This is a genomic window from Burkholderia sp. NLJ2, assembly GCF_049487195.1.
GTDB lineage: Bacteria > Pseudomonadota > Gammaproteobacteria > Burkholderiales > Burkholderiaceae > Burkholderia > Burkholderia pyrrocinia.
The window spans coordinates 3,029,250-3,045,528 of sequence record NZ_CP137808.1; the positions used below are offsets into that span (position 1 = coordinate 3,029,250).

The 16,279-nt window shown below is 68.5% G+C and carries 16 protein-coding genes and 1 riboswitch; of the genes, 9 read left to right on the forward strand and 7 right to left on the reverse strand.

The genetic code is table 11. The annotated features are described in order from the left end of the window. Nucleotides 1-13 precede the first annotated feature (13 nt). Complete coding sequence (locus tag R9B84_RS13970) at nt 14-211, forward strand: hypothetical protein (protein WP_006477892.1); 198 nt, start codon at nt 14-16, stop codon at nt 209-211. A 165-nt stretch (nt 212-376) separates the two neighbouring features. Here R9B84_RS13970 and R9B84_RS13975 read toward each other — a convergent pair whose 3' ends face one another. Next, a complete protein-coding gene (locus R9B84_RS13975) occupies nt 377-733 on the reverse strand; it encodes a hypothetical protein (RefSeq protein WP_423760005.1) in 357 nt (118 codons plus the stop codon). Between the two features lie 174 nt (nt 734-907). Between R9B84_RS13975 and glpD the strand changes: the two genes are divergently transcribed. The 3 genes from glpD (at nt 908) to R9B84_RS13990 (ending at nt 4,837) form a co-directional block, all read left to right on the forward strand. Then, entirely contained in the window at nt 908-2,431 is a 1,524-nt protein-coding gene (glpD, locus tag R9B84_RS13980; RefSeq protein ID WP_423758380.1) for a glycerol-3-phosphate dehydrogenase, read from the forward strand. Between the two features lie 105 nt (nt 2,432-2,536). Beyond that, the gene (glpK, locus tag R9B84_RS13985; RefSeq protein ID WP_423758381.1) at nt 2,537-4,039 is read left to right on the forward strand and encodes a glycerol kinase GlpK; all 1,503 of its coding nucleotides are present in this window, start codon (nt 2,537-2,539) and stop codon (nt 4,037-4,039) included. Between the two features lie 81 nt (nt 4,040-4,120). Next, on the forward strand, nt 4,121-4,837 hold the full coding sequence (locus R9B84_RS13990; protein ID WP_423758382.1) for an MIP/aquaporin family protein: 717 nt from the start codon (nt 4,121-4,123) through the stop codon (nt 4,835-4,837). Between the two features lie 77 nt (nt 4,838-4,914). Here R9B84_RS13990 and R9B84_RS13995 read toward each other — a convergent pair whose 3' ends face one another. The 3 genes from R9B84_RS13995 to R9B84_RS14005 are packed head-to-tail and all read right to left on the reverse strand — an operon-like array spanning nt 4,915 to nt 7,597. Continuing rightward, entirely contained in the window at nt 4,915-6,165 is a 1,251-nt protein-coding gene (locus R9B84_RS13995) for an NAD(P)/FAD-dependent oxidoreductase (RefSeq protein ID WP_423758383.1), read from the reverse strand. A 4-nt stretch (nt 6,166-6,169) separates the two neighbouring features. Beyond that, nucleotides 6,170-6,478, reverse strand: a complete 309-nt coding sequence (locus R9B84_RS14000; protein ID WP_423758384.1) for a non-heme iron oxygenase ferredoxin subunit — start codon at nt 6,476-6,478, stop codon at nt 6,170-6,172. 36 nt (nt 6,479-6,514) lie between these two features. Further along, a complete protein-coding gene (locus R9B84_RS14005) occupies nt 6,515-7,597 on the reverse strand; it encodes a fatty acid desaturase family protein (RefSeq protein WP_423758385.1) in 1,083 nt (360 codons plus the stop codon). Between the two features lie 168 nt (nt 7,598-7,765). Between R9B84_RS14005 and R9B84_RS14010 the strand changes: the two genes are divergently transcribed. From R9B84_RS14010 to R9B84_RS14030, 5 genes are all read left to right on the forward strand, one after another. Beyond that, nucleotides 7,766-8,830: a LacI family DNA-binding transcriptional regulator gene (locus R9B84_RS14010; protein WP_423758386.1), complete on the forward strand. Its 1,065-nt coding sequence runs from the start codon at nt 7,766-7,768 to the stop codon at nt 8,828-8,830. A gap of 144 nt (nt 8,831-8,974) precedes the next feature. Then, nucleotides 8,975-10,009, forward strand: a complete 1,035-nt coding sequence (locus tag R9B84_RS14015; protein WP_423758387.1) for a xylose isomerase — start codon at nt 8,975-8,977, stop codon at nt 10,007-10,009. 39 nt (nt 10,010-10,048) lie between these two features. Beyond that, nucleotides 10,049-10,876 (forward strand): TIM barrel protein, encoded by an 828-nt coding sequence (locus R9B84_RS14020; RefSeq protein WP_423758388.1) that lies wholly within the window; start codon nt 10,049-10,051, stop codon nt 10,874-10,876. A gap of 129 nt (nt 10,877-11,005) precedes the next feature. Further along, complete coding sequence (gene iolG, locus R9B84_RS14025) at nt 11,006-11,992, forward strand: inositol 2-dehydrogenase (RefSeq protein WP_423758389.1); 987 nt, start codon at nt 11,006-11,008, stop codon at nt 11,990-11,992. 185 nt (nt 11,993-12,177) lie between these two features. After that, complete coding sequence (locus R9B84_RS14030; protein WP_423758390.1) at nt 12,178-12,864, forward strand: HAD family hydrolase; 687 nt, start codon at nt 12,178-12,180, stop codon at nt 12,862-12,864. 91 nt (nt 12,865-12,955) lie between these two features. Here the strand turns inward: R9B84_RS14030 and ribB are convergent, their stop codons facing one another. The 3 genes from ribB to R9B84_RS14045 form a co-directional block, all read right to left on the reverse strand. Continuing rightward, nucleotides 12,956-13,666 (reverse strand): 3,4-dihydroxy-2-butanone-4-phosphate synthase, encoded by a 711-nt coding sequence (ribB, locus tag R9B84_RS14035; protein WP_423758391.1) that lies wholly within the window; start codon nt 13,664-13,666, stop codon nt 12,956-12,958. A 118-nt stretch (nt 13,667-13,784) separates the two neighbouring features. Further along, nucleotides 13,785-13,933: riboswitch (FMN riboswitch) on the reverse strand. 186 nt (nt 13,934-14,119) lie between these two features. Further along, complete coding sequence (locus tag R9B84_RS14040; protein ID WP_096471725.1) at nt 14,120-14,803, reverse strand: helix-turn-helix domain-containing protein; 684 nt, start codon at nt 14,801-14,803, stop codon at nt 14,120-14,122. 228 nt (nt 14,804-15,031) lie between these two features. Then, the gene (locus R9B84_RS14045; protein WP_423758392.1) at nt 15,032-16,207 is read right to left on the reverse strand and encodes an MFS transporter; all 1,176 of its coding nucleotides are present in this window, start codon (nt 16,205-16,207) and stop codon (nt 15,032-15,034) included. Nucleotides 16,208-16,279 lie beyond the last annotated feature (72 nt).

The window sequence follows — 16,279 nt, forward strand, 5'->3', positions numbered from 1 at the left end:
CATGGAGAGAACGATGCTGAGTCCGCATGAATTCGCCACGCTATTGCTTGTGAAGGACGCGCCCGATCAGCGCGACATGGATCGGGATGAACTGGACATCCTGCTCGAACAGCAGCTCGTCCGCCTGGAAGGGCTCGGCTCGGGGCGCAAATACTGCGTGACCGAGACCGGCGACGCCGCACTGCGATCCATCAAGTACCGCTATTCCTGAAGCCCCGCTGTTCCTGACCTGACCGTGCGGCCGGATTTCCGGCCCGTTGTTCCTGACCTGACCGTGCGGCCGGATTTCCGGCCCGTTGTTCCTGACCTGACCGTGCGGCCGGATTTCCGGCCGCACGGTCGTTTCCGCTTCCCCGCCCGTTCGCCGCAGCCGGCTTCAGCCGCCGCGCAGCGTCGGATCGACCGCCGCCCGCCAGCTGATGGCCTGCGCGCGCGCACCGTTGAAATACGCGATCCAGCCGGCGCGCGCCGCCGCGTCGGGCGCCGCATAGTGCGTCGAAAGTTCGTTTACGAACGTACAATAGTTCGTTTCGCTCAGCCCGCGATACCGTTTCGCCACGTACGCGTCGTACAGCGTCGAATAGACCGGCTGCGCATCCGCGCCCCAGTCGCGCGCGGTGCCGCCGCACGACGCCTGCAGGTCGGCGAACGACGGCGCCCGCCAGTTGCCGGCGAGCGGCGGCGTGCCGGCGCTGCACCCCGCCAGAAGGACGGTGCATAAGCCGGCCCACATCCCAATACGCATGATTCACCTCGCGAAACGGTCGATTCCGCCAGTATCGTCCGGGATCGCGTCGCGCGCTACTGGCCCCGCTTTATCGAACTTTACTTTTTCGATTTCGTTCGTTAAATTTCGAATTCGAACATTTTGTGTTCAACCATTTCCATCAGACGATAAGGACAGCAGGTGACCCAACCGAATCGCTACGATCTGCTCGTCGTCGGCGGCGGCATCAACGGCGCGGGGATCGCGCGCGATGCGGCCGGCCGCGGCCTGTCGGTCATGCTCTGCGAGCAGGACGATCTCGCGTCGCACACGTCGTCGTCCAGCACGAAGCTGATTCACGGCGGCCTGCGTTATCTCGAGTACAACGAGTTCGGGCTCGTTCGCAAGGCGCTGCAGGAGCGCGAGACGCTGCTGCGCGCGGCGCCGCACATCATGTGGCCGCTGCGCTTCGTGATGCCGCACATGCCGAACCTGCGGCCAGCCTGGCTGATCCGCATCGGCCTGTTCCTCTACGATCACCTCGCGAAACGCGAACTGCTGCCCGGCTCGCGCGGCATCGACATGCACCGCCATGCGGCCGGCGCGCCGCTGATCGACTCGATCAAGCGCGGCTTCGTGTATTCGGACGGCTGGGTCGACGACGCACGCCTCGTCGTGCTGAACGCGATGGATGCGAAGGAGCGCGGCGCCGAGATCCTCACGCGCACGAAGCTGGTATCCGCCGAACGCCGCGGCGACGAATGGGAAGCGCGGCTGCAGCACGCCGACGGTTCGATCCGCGTCGTGCATGCGCGCGCGATCGCGAACGCGGCCGGCCCGTGGGTCGGCGACGTGCTGCACGGCGCGCTCGGCCGCGGGGCGCAGCACAGCGTGCGGCTCGTGAAGGGCAGCCACATCATCACGCGCCGGCTGTTCGATCACGACCACGCGTACATCTTCCAGAACCCGGACAAGCGGATCATCTTCGCGATTCCGTACGAACACGACTTCACGCTGATCGGCACGACCGACGTCGAATACACGAACGATCCCGCGAAGGTCGCGATCGATCGCGACGAGACGCAGTACCTGTGCGATTCGATCAACCGCTACTTCAAGCGCAAGATCTCGCCGGCCGACGTGCACTGGACCTATTCGGGCGTGCGCCCGCTGCTGGAAGACGAGAACGCGGCGAACGCATCGGCCGTCACGCGCGACTACCGCCTCGAGCTGGACGACGGCGCCGGCGCGCCGCTGCTGTCGGTGTTCGGCGGCAAGATCACGACGTTCCGCAAGCTCGCGGAAGAAGCCGGCGACATGCTGTGCCGCGCGCTCGGCAGCGACGCGACAACCTGGACGTCCGGCGTCGCGTTGCCGGGCGGCGACATCGCGAACGCAAAGTTCGACGTGTTCGCCGACACGTTCGCCAAACGTCATCCGTGGCTGCCGGCCGCACTCGCCCGTCGTTATGCGCGCGCGTACGGCACGCGCGCGGAACGCGTGGTCGACGGCGCGAAGTCGCTCGCCGATCTCGGCACTGAAATCGCGCCGGGCATCTACGACGCCGAACTGCGCTACCTGCGCGACGCCGAATGGGCGACCTGCGCGCAGGACGTGCTGTGGCGCCGCTCGAAGCTCGGCCTGCATGTCACGCCGGGCACGCTCGATGCCGTGACGGCCGCGGTCGATGCGTGGTTCGCAGCCGCGCACGCGCCGCACGCGTGATCCGAATGCAGTTGCAGTTGTCTTACCGACGTTGACTCACCGACGCGCCGCTCCACATGCGGCGCGCATCACAACTAAGCCAATCCACGGATGGAGATGAGAGACATGCAGGAACAGTACATCCTCGCGCTTGACCAGGGCACCACAAGTTCCCGCGCGATGCTGTTCGATCGCCAGGGCAATATCGTGTCGATCGCGCAGAAGGAATTCGAACAGATCTACCCGCAACCCGGCTGGGTCGAGCACGATCCGCAGGAAATCTGGTCGACGCAAGCCGGCGTCGCCGCGGAAGCCGTCACGCGCACGGGCCTGAACGGCACGTCGATCGCGGCGATCGGCATCACCAACCAGCGCGAGACGACGATCGTCTGGGATCGCGAGACGGGCCAGCCCGTCTACAACGCGATCGTCTGGCAGGATCGCCGCACGGCCGACTTCTGCGACTCGCTGAAGCAGCAGGGCCTCGAAGCGAAGGTGCGCGCGAAGACCGGCCTGCCGATCGACTCGTACTTCTCCGCGACGAAGATCCGCTGGATCCTCGACAACGTGCCGGGCGCGCGCGACAAGGCACGCCAGGGCAAGCTCGCATTCGGCACCGTCGACAGCTGGCTCGTGTGGAACTTCACGAAGCACGAACTGCACGTGACCGACGTGACGAACGCATCGCGCACGATGCTGTTCAACATCCATACGCGCGAGTGGGACAACGAGCTGCTCGAACTGCTCGACATCCCGCGCAGCATGCTGCCGGAAGTGAAGGCGTCGTCGGAAATCTACGGCTACACGAAGACGACCGTGTTCGCGTCGAAGATCCCGCTCGCGGGCATCGCGGGCGACCAGCAGGCCGCGCTGTTCGGCCAGATGTGCACGACGTCGGGCATGGTGAAGAACACCTACGGCACCGGCTGCTTCCTGATGATGAACACCGGCAACAAGCCGATCGAGTCGAAGAACAACCTCGTCACGACGATCGCGTGGCAGATCGGCGACGACGTGCAGTACGCGCTCGAAGGCAGCATCTTCATCGCGGGCGCGGTCGTGCAGTGGCTGCGCGACGGCGTCGGCATCATCAAGACGGCCGCTGAAATCGAAGCGCTCGCCGCGAGCGTGGCGCACACCGACGGCGTCTATCTCGTGCCCGCGTTCGCCGGCCTCGGCGCACCGCACTGGAACGCGCGGGCGCGCGGTTCGGTGTTCGGCGTCACGCGCGGCACGACGTCGGCGCACCTCGCGCGCGCGGCGCTCGATGCGATCGCTTACCAGTCGCTCGACGTGCTGGCCGCGATGGAAGCCGATTCGGGCATCAGCATCGGCGAGCTGCGCGTCGACGGCGGCGCGAGCGCGAACAACCTGCTGATGCAGTTCCAGGCCGACCTGCTCGGCGTCGACGCGGTGCGTCCGCAGATCACCGAGACGACCGCGCTCGGCGCGGCCTACCTCGCGGGCCTCGCGATCGGCTACTGGAAGAACCTCGACGAAGTGCGCGACCAGTGGCAGCTCGATCGCCGCTTCTCGCCGTCGATGCCGAAGGAGCAGGTCGAACGCTGCATGGCCGGCTGGCAGCGTGCGGTGCGTGCCGCGAAGGCGTGGGCCGACGATACCCAGTAATCGTCAGTCATCCAGACGCAATACAACAACACCGGTGGACCGCGCAGCGCGCGAGTCCGCCGCGACATACGAGAGACAAACATGTCACCTTACATTGCAGAATTCATCGGCACAGCGATCCTCGTGCTGCTCGGCAACGGCGCGGTCGCAAACGTGCTGCTTGCGAAGACCAAGGGCAAAGGCGCGGACCTGATCGTGATCGTGTGGGGCTGGGCGATGGCCGTGTTCGTCGCAGTCTATGTGACCGCGTCGTTCAGCGGCGCGCACCTGAACCCGATCGTGACGATCAGCCTCGCGCTCGCGGGCAAGTTCGCGTGGTCGAAAGTCGGCGGCTACATCCTCGCGCAGATGCTCGGCGGGATGACGGGCGCACTGCTCGTGTGGCTCGCGTATCGCCAGCACTTCGCGAAGGAAGCCGATGCGGACCTGAAGCTCGCGGTGTTCTGCACGGCGCCCGCGATCCGCAGCGTCCGGCATAACGTGCTGACCGAGGCGATCTGCACGTTCGTGCTGATCCTCGGCGTGCTGTATCTCGCGTCGCCGCAGGTCGGCCTCGGTGCACTCGACGCGCTGCCCGTCGGCCTGCTCGTGCTCGGCATCGGCATCTCCCTCGGCGGCCCGACCGGCTACGCGATGAGCCCCGCGCGCGACCTCGGCCCGCGCCTCATGCATGCGCTGCTGCCGATTCCCGGCAAGCGCGACAGCGACTGGCGCTATGCATGGATTCCGGTGGTCGGCCCGCTGATCGGCGGCTCGCTCGCGGCCGTGCTCTATCTGCAACTGCACGTACCGCACTGACGCGGCCCGTCGCATCGACGAAGCAATACAGCCCGCGTGCCGGAAGGCCGCGGGCTGTTTTTCATCGGGCGTTCCACCTACCCGCCGGCCGACGCCGGCAACAGCGACTTCAGTTTCACGTTCGCATCGGCGACCGCCGCCGGCGCCACCGCGGCGCCGCGTTCGACCAGCGTCCTCGCCAGCTTCATCTCCTTGACGAATCCGGACGCGCGGCCGAAGCCGCTCGCCGCGACGAGCCGTCCGCCACCATCGAAATGGAAATGGATTTCAGCGTCGCCATCGAGCCGGCGCGCGACCGCCCGCTCGCCGAGCGCCGGCTCCCCGGCCACCTGCAACTGTGCGTCGTACTGATCCGACCAGAACCACGGTATCTCGCGGTACGGTTCGTCGGCGCCGAGCATGTTGCGCGCGGCGGCGCGCGCCTGGGTCTCCGCGCCGTGCCACGTCTCCTGCCGGACCGGTCGCCCCGACAACGCACTCGGAAACACCGCGACGTCGCCGGCCGCATAGATGCCGCGCGCCGACGTCTCGAGCCGCGCGTTCACGACGATGCCGCGATCGACCGCGAGGCCCGCGTCGCGTGCCAGTTCGTCGGCCGGTTCGATACCGATGCCGGCCACGACCGTATCGGCGATCAGCGTGCCGCCGTCGTCGAGCACGACGGCCAGCGCGCCGCCCGAGGTCCGCTCGATCGCAACGGGTTTCCGGTTCACGCGGATCGCCACGCCCTGCTCCTCGTGAAGCGCCTGCACGCGCGCCGCGATCGACTCCGGCACCGCGCGCCCGAGCACGCGCGGCGCGGCGTCGAGTACGGTCACGCGGCAGCCGCGTAGCCGCGCCGACGCCGCGACTTCGAGACCGATGAAGCCGCCGCCGATCAGCACGATCCGCGCGTCGGGCACGAGCCGCGCACCGAGCGCCGCCGCGTCGTCGAGCGTGCGCAATGCAAACACGCCATCGAGCGCCGCGCCCGGAATCGCGAGGCGGCGCGCGCGAGCGCCGGTCGCGAGCAGCAGCGCGTCGTAGCCGAACACCCGAGCGCCGGACACGCGCACTTCGCGTGCGTGCGGATCGATGCGCTCGACCGTCGCGACCATCGGCTCGATGCCGTCGGCCGCCCATGCGTCGGGATCGCGCAGCCGGCACTGCGCCGCGCTGCGCTCGCCCGTCAGCACGCCCTTCGACAACGGCGGCCGCTCGTACGGCAGGTGCGCCTCCGCGCCGATCAGCACGATGCGCCCGCACCAGCCGGACTCGCGCAGCACCTGCGCCGCGCGTCCGCCCGCATGGCCCGCGCCGACGATCGCCATCACACGCTCGTTCGCCATCGCGTCACACCTCGATCAGGATCCGGCCGCCTTCGATCTTCGCGCGGTAGGTGCGCAGCTTCTCGCACGCGGGTGCGGACAGCGGCCGGCCGTCGCGCACGTCGAAGCGTCCGTTGTGCTTCGGGCATTCGATCACATGGCCCATCACGAGCCCGTCCGCGAGATGCACGCGCTCGTGCGTGCACAGGCCGTCGCTTGCATAGACATTGCCGTCGATCCGGTAGATCGCGTACGTGCGGCCTGCGTGGTCGAAGCGCGCGACGTCTTCATCGTCGATGTCGTCGAGCGCGCCGGTGTCGATCCATTGCGTCATGATGCGTGTCTCCGTGATTGGATTGTTCGATGTCGGTCACGCGCGCGTCGTGTCCGGCACGGGCCGCACGACGTGATGGGACGGGTCGCGCGTCTGCCGGACCAGCGCCGGCACGATCTCCGCATACGCGGCAAGCGTGCTGCGGTACGGCGGCGGCATGTCGGCCCTCACGGCTTCGTGCAGTTTCGGCAGCGCGTGGAACGGCACCATCGGGAACATGTGGTGCTCGACGTGGTAGTTCATGTTCCAGTAAAGGAAGCGGAACACGGGATTCATCATGACGGTGCGGCAATTGCGCCGATGATCGAGCACGTTCTCGGGCATGCCCGCGTGCTGCGTGAGGCCGAAGTACAGGTACAGCCACGCGCCGTAGAGGCTCGGCAGCCCGATGTAGAGCAGCGGCAGGAGTGTGTGCCAGTACAGCGACGCACCGGCCACGAGCGCATGAACCGCCAGATGGATGCGCGACTCGCGCACGACCTTCGGCCATTCCGATTCGGGCACGTAGGTGCGCTCGTCGTCGTCGAGCCGGCCGGTGAACGCGGCCGCGATCATCTTGCGCAGCTCGCCGGCCACATGCTTCAGCGCGACGACGTTCAGCGCGAGCGCGAGCCAGTCGGTCGGCTTCGGCGCGGCGATTTCCGGATCGCGCCCGACGACCAGCGTGTCGGTGTGATGGCGCGCATGGCTCCAGCGCCACGCCGTCGCGCGGCGGAACACCTGGAACGACGCGACCTGGTACAGCACGTCGTTCATCCAGCGTGTGCGGAACGCGGTGCCGTGCCCGCATTCGTGCCAGCGCGAGTCGGCCGGGCTGCAGTAGAGCGTGCCGTACACGAAGAACGCGGGAATGGCCCACGCCGAATGCGCGCGCCACGCAAGCCACGCGAGCGCGCCGCTGGCCGCGATCGCCGCGTACCAGATCAGCGTGTCGTGGATCGCACGCGCGTCGCCGCGCTGCATCAGCTGCTTCATCAGCGGCCGCGGCACCGCGCACCGGTACCACTCGGCATTGACGAGCCCCGCCGCGTGCGCACGCTCGCCGGCGCCGCCGATCATTCGGTATTCCTGACGGCGCGCCGCCGTGCGATCGTGCGCCTGGTCGTCGGTATGGGCCACTCGTGTCTCCTGGTTTGCTTGTGCGCGGCAAGCGCTTCGGCATGGAATCAAAATTAGGCGCCCGGCCGCCCCCGCTCAATCGAAACATTGACGAAATTTCGCCATCGCTTTAGCGTTCCCGACAGCGCCACGCACCCGATGATGGCGATTACGACGATGGAGACGACCATGGCAGGTGAATCCGGGCCGCGCTGGCGCAAGCGCACCGCGCGCTTCGACGAGATCGCGGCGCTCGCCGGCGTCAGCACGACCACCGTCGACCGCGTGCTGAACGAGCGCGGCAGCGTCTCGGCGCAGGCACGCGAGCGCGTGGTCGCGGCGGCGCGGCAGCTCGGCGTGCCGCGGCAACTGCCCGACACGCGGCACGGGCTGATCCACGTCGACGTGCTGCTGCCGGACACCGATGCGCCGTTCTTCCGGCGGCTGCAGCAGGCACTGCAGCGCTCGCTGCAGATGCTCGACCGGCGCGTGGTCGTGCACCGCACGATCCTGCCCGCCGCGGACGACGAACGCGCCGCCGCGCTGATCGAACGACCCGCATACCGGCGCGCGGCGCTGATCGTCACGGCACGCGACACGGCCCGCGTGCGCGACGCGCTGGCCGGCGCGATCGCACGCGGCGAGACCGTCGTCACGATGGTCACCGACATCGGCGGCATCGACCGCGTGCACTACGCGGGCATCGACAACTACCGCGCCGGGCGCACGGCCGGCTACTACGTCGGCCGCCTGGCGGCACGCCCCGGCCGCGTGCTGCTGCTCGGCGGCCGCATGGGCTACCGCGCACACGCCGACCGGATGGCCGGCTGCCGCGACCAGCTCGCCGACGCGTTCGCCGCGCTGCGCTGCGACGCCGAACCGGTCGAGACGCTCGACCAGGACGACCGCTGCTACCGCGCGGTGACGAAGGCACTGCAGGCGCACGACGACGTGGTCGCGATCTACAACAGCGGCGCCGGCTCGGCCGGCATCGAAGCAGCGCTGCGCAAGGCCGGCGCGGCCGGGCGCATCGTCTGGATCGGGCACGAGATGCTCGACGAGCACCGCAGCTTCATCGAAGCCGGCGCGATGGATCTGGCGATCGACCAGGATCCGGACGGACAGGCGATTTCCGCGCTGCAGCACGTGCTGCATGCGTGCGGGATCGTCGAACAGCCGCCGCCCGGCGACCCGGTCGAATTCCGGGTGTTCTGTGCGGCGAACGTGAGGACGAGCGCCTACCTGCAGCCCTGAATGGCGCCGCGCGTCACGCCGCACGCGCGCGGCGAAAAAATCGACCGTCGCATTGGCGATTTTTCGTCAACGTTTGTCATGCAGCCCGCGCGGCGCATCCGTACATTGAGCAGCCATCCCCAGGACAACAACGGACAGGAGACGATGGCTGAACCGATCCTCATCGGCGTGAACCTCGACGGCGTGCTCGAGCACGACGGCCTGCCGTTGCCCGCGCCGGCCGAACGCTTCCGGATGGTCGCCGGCGCCGGCGTGTTCGACTACATCGAAAAGAACCCGGCGCGCGGCGAGGATCTGTCGCCGTATTTCGCGCTGGTCGAACGCCACGCGCTGCCGATTCGCGTGATCGGCGGCATCTGGCGCGCGGGCCATGACGAACCGCATGTCGCCGAAATCATCGCTGCCGGCGCGCGGTTCGGCAGCACGGTGCTCAACTGCCAGCTCTACGCGCATCACGCGGACGGCCATCCGCTGTCGGACCGCGAAGTCGCCGATTTCTACCTGCGTACCTACGAACGCGGCGAGCCGGTCGGCTGCCTGCCGAGCCTCGAAGTGCACGTCGACATGTGGAGCGAGGATTTCACGCGCGTCGCACGTGTCGCGCAGCATGTCGAGCAGGCCGGTGCGCCGTTCCGGATCACGCTCGATCATTCGCACCTGCTGTTCAAGATCGGCAATCGCGCCGAACTCGACGCATCGGGCATACGCGAACGGGGCGACAGCGGCCGCCTGACGCTCGACCCTGCGTCGCCCGGCACCCTCTACGCCGACTGGATCGCGCGCGGCTGGGTCCGGCATGCACACGCGCGCAGCGTGATTCCGAACAACCCGGAGAACCGCTGGATGCGCCGCGCGGACGGCCGGCCCGGCCGCGGCATCCAGTATCCGTTCGTCGCGCCGGCGCCGGGCGCCTGGCACGGCGAATGGCACGCGGCGGCACTCGACACGTGGAAGGCCGCGCTGCGCCAGTTGCTGCAATCGCAGGTTCACGCACGGCCGATTCGGCTCGAACAGGTCAGTTGCGAATTCATCCCGTTTCCCGATTACGGCGGCGGCGCACGCTATTCGATCTTCGACAACAACGTCGCATGCGCGCACTGGCTGCGCGACACGTGGCACGCACACGCCGCGCTGCCCGCAAACCTGCCGGCCGGCGGCACCGCCCGCACCGGCACCTGATTCGAACCCGGCCCCCACTCGACACGCAAGGACAGAACGATGACGCAAGCATTCCACTTTTCGCTGAACCGGATGAGCGCGCCGCGCCTGCCGCTCGACCGCCATGTCGCGCTGTGCCGGCGCCTCGGCATCGACACGATCGAGATCCGCAACGATCTCGACGGCGTCGAGATCGCCGACGGCACGCCGGCCGCCGCGGTACGCGCGACGGCCGAAGCCGGCGGCGTGACGATCCTGACGATCAACGCGCTGCAGCGCTTCGAGCAATGGAACGCCGAGCGCGCGGACGAAGCGACGGTGCTGGCCGACTACGCGGCGCAATGCGGCGCACGCGCGCTGGTGCTGTGCCCGACCAACAGCCGCGGCGACGCACGCGGCGCGGACCTGCGCCATGCGGATCTCGTGAAGGCGCTGAAGGCGCTCAGGCCGATCCTCGAAGCGCGCGGCCTGCTCGGCTTCATCGAGCCGCTCGGTTTCGAGGAATGCGCGCTGCGCCGCAAGTCGGACGCGGTGAAAGGCATCTACGACGCGGCCGGCGAACAGGTTTTCCGGCTCGTGCACGACACGTTCCACCATCACCTGTCGGGCGAAGACATCTTCTTCCCGAACCTGACGGGCCTCGTGCACATCTCGGGCGTCGACGAAGGCGACCTGCCGGTCGACCGGATGCGCGATGGCCATCGCGTGCTGGTCGGCGGCGCCGACCGGCTCGGCAACATCCGGCAGTTGCGCGAACTGCTCGCGCGCGGCTACCGCGGCGCGTTCTCGTTCGAGCCGTTCGCGAACGAAATCGCCGAGGCCGACGACATCGAAGACCGGCTGCGCGCGAGCATCGACTACGTGCGGCGCGAACTGGCGGATTGCTGAGCATCGCTGCCGTGCGCGGCCGACGTGACGACCAGCATGCAAGACGACGTGTGCGGCGAAGCACTCGATATGCGCGATATCTGCACGCCCGTCAGGAAGACAACGGACTCAACGGAAGAGGAAAACAGGATGATCGAATTCGCTTTGTTCGGCGCGGGAAGAATCGGCAAGATCCATGCGGCGAATCTGGCGCGCCACCCGGGCGCGAAGCTGAAGTACGTGATCGACCGGCATGCGCCGTCGGCCGAAGCGCTTGCACACGCGCATGGCGCGCAGGCCGCCGACATCGAGCGCGCGCTCGGCGACGCGGCCGTGCAGGCGGTCGTGATCGCGTCGAGCACCGACACGCATGCGGACCTGATCGCCGCGGCGGCGAACGCGGGCAAGGCCGTGTTCTGCGAGAAGCCGGTCGACCTGACCGTCGAGCGCTCGCGCGAATGCGCTGACGTCGTGCGGCGCACCGGCGTGACCTGCATGATCGGTTTCCAGCGCCGCTTCGACCCGACGTTCGCCGCGCTGAAAGCGCGCGTCGAGCGCGGCGAGATCGGCGCACCGGAGATGCTGGTCGTCACGAGCCGCGACCCGGGTGCGCCGCCCGTCGACTACATCCGCAGCTCCGGCGGCATCTTCAAGGACATGCTGATCCACGACTTCGACGTGTTCCGCTGGATCCTCGGCGACGAAGCGCAGACGCTGCACGCGACCGGCAGTTGCCTGACCGACCCGGCCGTGCTCGATGCCGGCGACATCGATTCGACCGCGGTGACGATCCGCACGCGGCGCGGGCTGCTGTGCCAGATCAACACGTCGCGCCGCGCGGCCTACGGCTACGACCAGCGCTTCGAGCTGCTCGGCAGCAACGGGATGCTGCAGGCCGGCAACGTGCGGCCGACCGAGGTGAGCGCGTGGCTGGCCGGCGGCATCGCGACGGACGTGCCGGAGCCGTTCTTCCTCGAGCGCTACCGGCATGCGTACGCGGCCGAGATCGCGCACTTCGTCGACGCGCTGCGCGACGGCACGCCGGTCAGGACGACGATCGACGACGGGCTCGCCGCGCTCGAACTGGCCGAGGCCGCGATGACGTCGTGGAAAACGGGGCGCGTGATCGAGATGTGACGCAAACGATGGCGGCCCGTGCAAGCGGGCCGCCATCGTCGCACGACCGGCAGCACACCGGTACGACAGGCTGCGACGCCACGGCCGCATCGGGCAAATTTGCCGAAACGTCGCGCGGCAAGCGCGTGAAAGCACGTATGATGGCGAATCGATCGGCGTCGCCGATATCCCGCTTTTTCACCATCATGCTCGATCACCTCATCTGCGACTGCGACGGCGTGCTCGTCGACAGCGAAGTCATCGCCGACCGCGTGCTGCTTGAAACGCTGACCGCCACCTTCCCGCACATCGATTTCGAAGCCGCCGCGAAGTCGGCGTTCGGCCAGCAGACGTCGCGTTTCCTGTCGGGGCTCGAATCCCGCTTCGGGGTCGAGATGCCCGCCAACTTCATCGAGACCATCGAGCACAACATCGAGATCGCGCTGGCGCAATCGCTCGCGCCGATCACCGGCGTGCGCGACGCGTTGCTGAAGGTCAGCCTGCCGGCCGCGGTCGTGTCGAACAGCCGGCTCGTGCGCGTGCGCAACTCGCTGAAGCGCGCGTCGCTCACCGAGATCTTCGGCGAGCGCGTGTTCAGTTCCGAGCAGGTGTCGCGGCCGAAGCCCTACCCCGACGTTTACCTGCATGCGGCGCAGACGCTCGGCGTGGCGCCGGCGCGCTGCATCGTCGTCGAGGACAGCGTATCGGGGTTGAATGCCGCACGCGCGGCAGGAATGAAGACGATCGCATTCGTCGGCGCAAGCCACATCCCCGACAACTACGCGGACGCGCTGCGCTCGATGGGCATCACGCGGATCATGCGCAGGATGGACGAACTGCCGGCGCTCGTCGAAGCCGGCATGCGCGGCGAATTCGGCGACGTGCAGTCCTGACGTTCATTCAGGCCGGGTCAGGCCGACCCGGCATGCGGCGGTTCACGCGCGCCAGGTCAAGGGCGCGCGAACGCGCCCGCTCCCTCCTCGCTCAGGCCGGTTCGCAGCAACGCTCGCGCGCAGCCGCCAGCGCCGCGCGGAATTCGACGAGTTCCGCGATCGTCAGCATCGGCAATCCATGCTGTTGCGCGAAACGCTCGACGTCGTCGCCGCGCGTCATCGTGCCGTCCGGATTCATCAGCTCGCACAGCACGCCGGCCGGCTTCAGGCCCGCAAGGATCGACAGGTCGACCGTGCCTTCGGTGTGACCGCGGCGCGCCAGCACGCCGCCTGGTTGTGCACGCAACGGAAACACGTGGCCCGGACGCACGATGTCGTGCGGCTTCGCATTGTCGGCGATCGCCGCGCGGATCGTCGTCACGCGGTCGGCCGCCGATACGCCCGTATGCACGCCTTCGCGCGCCTCGATCGAGACGGTGAACGCGGTGCCGTTGCGGCTCTCGTTGGTCTGCACCATCGGCGGCAGCTCGAGCGCGCGCACCGTGTCGTCGGTCAGGCACAGGCACACGATGCCGCTGCACTCGCGGATCAACAGCGCCATCGTCTCGGGCGTGATGCGCTCGGCGGCGACGATCAGGTCGGCCTCGTTCTCGCGGTCGTGATCGTCCTGCAGCACGACCGCGCGGCCCGCGCGCATCGCTTCGAGCGCAGCGGCGATGCGCGGCGGCACCGGTTCGGAATCCAGCAACGGGAGATCGGCAAAGGCGTCGGCGGGAGCCGACGAAAGGGACATCAAGGACATGTGAAACGCTCCTCGCAAATACGATTTGGGCGAAAAACGTTTCAGGGCATTGCAAACAGACAGAACGACAACCCGCTTCGCACGCATCGCGAAGCGGCCCTGGCGGACATGACTATCTGCACATCTTCTCTCATCCGGACTGTGACCGTCGGCTCTGGCATTCGACCAGATCTGCTGACCCCGCGCGGTTGCGCGGGCGCTCGCGGGCTCGCCGGCTTACGCCAGCCTACCGCCGGTGGGGAATTTCGCCCCGCCCTGAAGACGCACTGATTGCCGGATGGGGGCTGCCCATCAACGGCGGGCCAAGCATACAACAGCCGCGCGCGCGGCGCAGCGAACAACATGGATAACCTTACTGACGACTCCGTCTAACGGCATCGTCCAAACGGCCGACGGCCGCGCCGCGATCCCGCCCGATATGGGGGCGGCAACCGCTCCGTGCGGCCCGCACGATCAGCCGGCCGCGTGCGCCGCGTCGGGCACGAGCCAGCGCGGCGGCACTTCGGGGCTCACCGTCACGCGGAACGCGCGCGCTTCGCTGTCGCCCGGGTTGCGCAGGCTGTACGGCTGGTCGGCATCGAACACGATCGCGTCGCCGGTCGCGAGCAACTGGCGGCGGTCATGCACGCTGACTTCGAGCGTGCCCTCGCTGACGACCAGGTTGACCGTCGTGCCGGGCGCGCGGCGCGTGCCGGGCTCCGTATGCAGCGGCGCGATCCGCAGCTCGTGGAATTCGGCCGCGGCCGGCTCGCCTTCCGGGTACAGCGCACGTGCCGAGAAACGGCCGTTCGAGCTGACGACGCGCGACGCGCGCTCGGCCGCCAGGTGCTCGAAGCCGTTCACCGCATGGCGGCGCAGGAATGCGGCGACCGACACCTTCAGCGCCGCGGCGATCTTGCAGAGCACCTTGATCGACGGCACGCTGCGCGCCGACTCGATCTGCGCGAGCATCGCGCGCGACACGCCGGACAGCCGCGCAAGCGCATCGAGCGACAGTTGTCGCTCGGCGCGCAAGCGCGCGAGGTTCACGCCGACGACCTGCTCGAGAAGGTCGAGCGACGCAGACGTCCGCGCGTCGGCGGCATCGCCGGACTCGAAGGAAGACACATCGCGCACCAGCGCCAGGGGTGAAGACATAGCATTGCCTCCGGGCCGCTGCGCGGCCCTGCGTATGGGGTAAGCCGGGATCGGAATCGGGTTGCGCCAGCAATGGCGCGTATCGAGACGCTATCACCCGGCCTTGCGCGGGCAAACGAAGTTATCTTCACACCGTTATCAGCATCGCGGAGGAATGCGTTTCTCGCGAACCTTTTCCTGCCGCTATGGCGTCGCCATGACGTCGCGAATGCGTCGTCGTTGCGCCGCTCATTGCGCCGCCGGCGCCGCACCGCTTGCCGGTGCCCGCGCGTCGAGCCGCATTGCGAGCCACGTAACGACGAGCGCCGCGAACGTCACCGCGACGGCGACCCACGGCAGCGCATCGAGCGCGAAGCCGTGTTCCAGCGCGAGGCCGCCGAGCCACGCGCCGCCCGCATTGCCGACGTTGAACGCGCCGATATTGAGCGTCGACGCGAGATGCGGCGCGCTCGCGGCCTTCTCGACCACGCGTGCCTGCAGCGGCGGCACCGTCGCGAACGCGGCGATCCCCCACACGAATACGGTGACGGCGGCCGCGACCGGCAGGTGGCTCGTCTTCGCGAACACGGCCATCACGGCCATCAGCGCGACGAGGATCGCGATCAGCGACGGCATCAGCGCGCGGTCGGCGAGCTTGCCGCCGATCGTATTGCCGATCGTCAGCCCCGCGCCGAACAGCACGAGGATCAGCGCGACCGAGCGCGGTGCGTAGCCCGCTACCGTCTCGAGAATCGGCGCGATATACGTGAACACGACGAACACGCCGCCGAAGCCGAGCACCGTCATCAGCAGCGCGAGCCACACCTGCGGCTCCTTCAGCACGCGCACCTCGTGGCCGAGGCCGACCGGCCCGCTGTCGTGGCGGTTCGGCACGAGCGCGGCGACGCCGCCGAGCGCCAGCACGCCGAGCACGGCAACGATCCAGAACGACGCGCGCCAGCCGAGCAACTGGCCGACGAACGTGCCGAACGGCACGCCGAGCACGTTCGACAGCGTGAGCCCCGTGAACATCAGCGCGATCGCGCTCGCCCGCTTGTCGGCCGGCACGAGCGACGCGGCGACCACCGCGCCGATCCCGAAGAACGAACCGTGCGCAAACGACGTGACGACGCGCGCGACCATCAGCATCGCGTAGCCGGACGCGGTGGCGCACAGCACGTTGCCGACGATGAAGATCGCCATGAGCAACTGCAGCGCTGCCTTGCGCGGCATGCGGCTCGTCAGTACCGCGAGCAGCGGCGCGCCGACCGCGACGCCGAGCGCGTAACCGGTGACGAGCAGGCCGGCCGACGGCAGCGACACGGCGAGATCGTGCGCGACTTCGGGCAGCAGGCCCATGATGATGAATTCGGTGGTGCCGATGGCGAACGCGCTGATCGCGAGCGCCAGTAACGGAATGGGCATGACGTTCTCCGGAAGGCGGCGGACGCGGCGCCCGGCCGGTGCCGCACCGCACAAGAAGCGGGATGTGCGCGC

What these genes read in the sequence shown, in the direction of transcription:
- R9B84_RS13990 (WP_423758382.1), top strand. Translation starts at nt 4,121, where the DNA reads ATGTCACCTTACATTGCAGAATTCATCGGCACAGCGATCCTCGTGCTG.
- R9B84_RS13975 (WP_423760005.1), bottom strand. Translation starts at nt 733, where the DNA reads ATGTGGGCCGGCTTATGCACCGTCCTTCTGGCGGGGTGCAGCGCCGGC.
- R9B84_RS14045 (WP_423758392.1), bottom strand. Translation starts at nt 16,207, where the DNA reads ATGCCCATTCCGTTACTGGCGCTCGCGATCAGCGCGTTCGCCATCGGC.
- R9B84_RS13995 (WP_423758383.1), bottom strand. Translation starts at nt 6,165, where the DNA reads ATGGCGAACGAGCGTGTGATGGCGATCGTCGGCGCGGGCCATGCGGGC.
- R9B84_RS14020 (WP_423758388.1), top strand. Translation starts at nt 10,049, where the DNA reads ATGACGCAAGCATTCCACTTTTCGCTGAACCGGATGAGCGCGCCGCGC.
- R9B84_RS13970 (WP_006477892.1), top strand. Translation starts at nt 14, where the DNA reads ATGCTGAGTCCGCATGAATTCGCCACGCTATTGCTTGTGAAGGACGCG.
- glpK (WP_423758381.1), top strand. Translation starts at nt 2,537, where the DNA reads ATGCAGGAACAGTACATCCTCGCGCTTGACCAGGGCACCACAAGTTCC.
- R9B84_RS14010 (WP_423758386.1), top strand. Translation starts at nt 7,766, where the DNA reads ATGGCAGGTGAATCCGGGCCGCGCTGGCGCAAGCGCACCGCGCGCTTC.
- R9B84_RS14030 (WP_423758390.1), top strand. Translation starts at nt 12,178, where the DNA reads ATGCTCGATCACCTCATCTGCGACTGCGACGGCGTGCTCGTCGACAGC.
- R9B84_RS14040 (WP_096471725.1), bottom strand. Translation starts at nt 14,803, where the DNA reads ATGTCTTCACCCCTGGCGCTGGTGCGCGATGTGTCTTCCTTCGAGTCC.
- ribB (WP_423758391.1), bottom strand. Translation starts at nt 13,666, where the DNA reads ATGTCCTTGATGTCCCTTTCGTCGGCTCCCGCCGACGCCTTTGCCGAT.
- R9B84_RS14000 (WP_423758384.1), bottom strand. Translation starts at nt 6,478, where the DNA reads ATGACGCAATGGATCGACACCGGCGCGCTCGACGACATCGACGATGAA.
- R9B84_RS14015 (WP_423758387.1), top strand. Translation starts at nt 8,975, where the DNA reads ATGGCTGAACCGATCCTCATCGGCGTGAACCTCGACGGCGTGCTCGAG.
- iolG (WP_423758389.1), top strand. Translation starts at nt 11,006, where the DNA reads ATGATCGAATTCGCTTTGTTCGGCGCGGGAAGAATCGGCAAGATCCAT.